This is a genomic window from Nitrospiraceae bacterium (assembly GCA_019637075.1).
In the GTDB taxonomy this organism is placed as follows: Bacteria; Nitrospirota; Nitrospiria; order Nitrospirales; family Nitrospiraceae; genus JAHBWI01.
Window position 1 is genome coordinate 1 of the sequence record JAHBWI010000022.1, and the last position, 2467, is coordinate 2467.

A 2467-nucleotide genomic window follows, 5' to 3' on the forward strand; every position below is an offset into this window, starting at 1 on the left:
ATATCGAACCGACTCGCCTGTCGCTCCATGTCCATGACACCTACGGAATGGCTGTGGCCAATGTGCTGACGGCCTGGGAAGACTATGCGATCACGGCCTTCGATTGTTCAGCCGGCGGTCTGGGCGGTTGTCCCTATGCGCCCGGTGCGTCCGGCAACGTCGCGACGGAAGATGTGGTGTTTGCCCTGAAGGCCTCCGGGGCGACGGTCGCGGTCGACGAAGAACTGATCGTCGACTGTGCGCGTCAGTTGAGCGCAGTGATCGGACATCCCCTCCACTCGCGGCTGTCACAGATATCGCGGCCCCGTATCGGGCAACCGGCCCTGAAGGTGTGATGTGAACCACGTCACTGCGCATCGATCCTTCTTCCCGCACGATGCCGCCGAGCTGGCGAGACAGGTCGAAGCCGGGGAGGTTCGATCCGTGGCGCGTGTCATCAGCTTGTTGGAAAACCGGGATCCGCTCGGAGCGGCGGTGCTGACTCATGTAGCTCCGTCTCTGAATCGCGCCCTGGTGATCGGGATCACCGGGTATCCCGGCACCGGAAAAAGTACGGTGATCGATCAGCTCATCACAGCCTACCGCCGACTGGGAGAGAAGGTCGGCGTGCTGGCGGTGGATATCAGCAGCCCCGTCACAGGCGGCGCGGTCCTCGGCGATCGCATCAGAATGCAGCGCCATACGGATGATGCCCAGGTCTATATCCGCAGCATGGCGACACGCGGGCACCAGGGCGGGCTCGCCGCCGCCACGCGGCAGGCAGTACGGGTCTTGGACGCCGCCGGCTTTGGCGTGATTCTGATCGAGACGGTGGGCGTCGGCCAAAGCGACGTCGACATCATGCAGGTCGCCCATACGGTGGTCGCAGTAGTCGCGCCGGGGCTCGGCGACGATGTTCAGGCCATGAAGGCGGGACTGTTGGAGGTCGCGGACATCGTCGTGGTGAACAAGGGCGATCGCGAAGGGGCGGATGCAGCCCTGCGGGATTTACGTGAATGGTGCAAGACGGTGATTCGCACCGTGGCAGTGAAGGGGGAAGGCATCGCAGAGCTGATTGCGGTCATCGCCGAACACGAACGATGGCGGGATCTTGATAGCCCGGAACTGCACAAGCGGAGAGGGCTCTTCATCGATCGAGGTTCACGAGCAGGATAACTATTGTGGCATTTGCCGTGAGGTAGCACATGCTGGCCGATCGCCTCGCTCATTATACGCAGTCGTTCCGGTTCAATGACCTGCCCGGCGAGGTGATCCATGAAGTCAAGCGACGCCTTATAGACAGCCTCGGTTGTGCATTCGGCGCATGGACGGCACCTCCTTGCCGGATCGCCCGCGACATGGCGCTCGCCGTGAAGGTACCCGGCGGGGCGACGGTGTGGGGAACCAATCACAAGACCCTCCCCGACCTCGCGACCTTCGCGAACGGCGCCATGGTCCGATACCTCGACTTCAACGATACCTATCTCTCGAAAGAGCCGGCCCATCCGTCCGACAATATCGCGGCAGTCCTCGCGGCTGGAGAAACGGCGCATGCCTCCGGCAAGCTCGTCATTCAAGCCCTCACCCTATCCTATGAAATCCAATGCCGTCTCTGCGACGCCGCCGCCTTGCGGCCTCGCGGCTGGGACCATGTCACCTATGGGCCGATCTCATCCGCATTGGGCGTCGCCAACGTGCTCGAGCTTACCTCCGCGCAAACCCGGCAGGCCGTCAATCTGGCCGGCGTGGCCAATATTACCCTGCGCCAAACCAGGGTCGGCGACATGTCGATGTGGAAGGCCTGCGCGTTTTCCAACGCGGCGCGGAACGGCATGTTTGCCGCCCTGCTCGCCAGGCGAGGCATGACCGGGCCCGCCCCGATTTTCGAAGGCGACAAAGGGTTCATGAAGCTCGTCTCCGGTCACTTCGAACTGCCGATGCTGGGGGGAGAAGCGATGCCGGGCGGAGAGCCGGTTCCCTTCAAGATTCTCAAGACCTGCATCAAACATTTTCCCGTGGAATATCATGCGCAAAGCGCCGTCGAAGCCGCCCTGGCCTTGCGAGCGGAGTTGCTCGCGACAGAAGGAAAGGGCTGGCTCGACAAGCTGGCCGATGTGGAAATCGGCAGTTACGATGTCGCCATCGAAATCATCGGGCGTGATCCTGAGAAATGGCAGCCCGCCACAAGAGAAACGGCCGATCACAGTTTCCCCTACTGCGTGGCGGTCGCCCTGGTCGATGGCCGCGTGAGTATGAATTCCTTCAGCCCGAAACGGCTGCGAGATCCACGTCTCCACGAGCTCATGAAAAAGATCCATGTCGTGAACGTGCCGGAACTCGAATATCGCTACCCGACCACGATGCCGACCCGCCTCACCATCAGAACGGCCAAAGGATCGACGTATAGCCGGCAAATCGACCAGCCACTCGGCCATCCGGGACATCCTCTCTCGGATCAGGAAGTGGAGGAAAAACTCCGCCGCCTGGC

At 62.0% G+C, this 2467-nt stretch carries 3 protein-coding genes; all 3 read left to right on the forward strand.

Going from position 1 to position 2467, the window contains the following annotated elements:
* Nucleotides 1-335 (forward strand): hydroxymethylglutaryl-CoA lyase (locus KF814_19165; GenBank protein MBX3238274.1); only part of this gene is annotated, 335 nt, incomplete at its 5' end.
* A gap of 1 nt (nt 336) precedes the next feature.
* The gene (meaB, locus tag KF814_19170; GenBank protein MBX3238275.1) at nt 337-1155 is read left to right on the forward strand and encodes a methylmalonyl Co-A mutase-associated GTPase MeaB; all 819 of its coding nucleotides are present in this window, start codon (nt 337-339) and stop codon (nt 1153-1155) included.
* A gap of 29 nt (nt 1156-1184) precedes the next feature.
* The coding region (locus tag KF814_19175; protein ID MBX3238276.1) for an MmgE/PrpD family protein at nt 1185-2467 on the forward strand (1283 nt) is incomplete at its 3' end.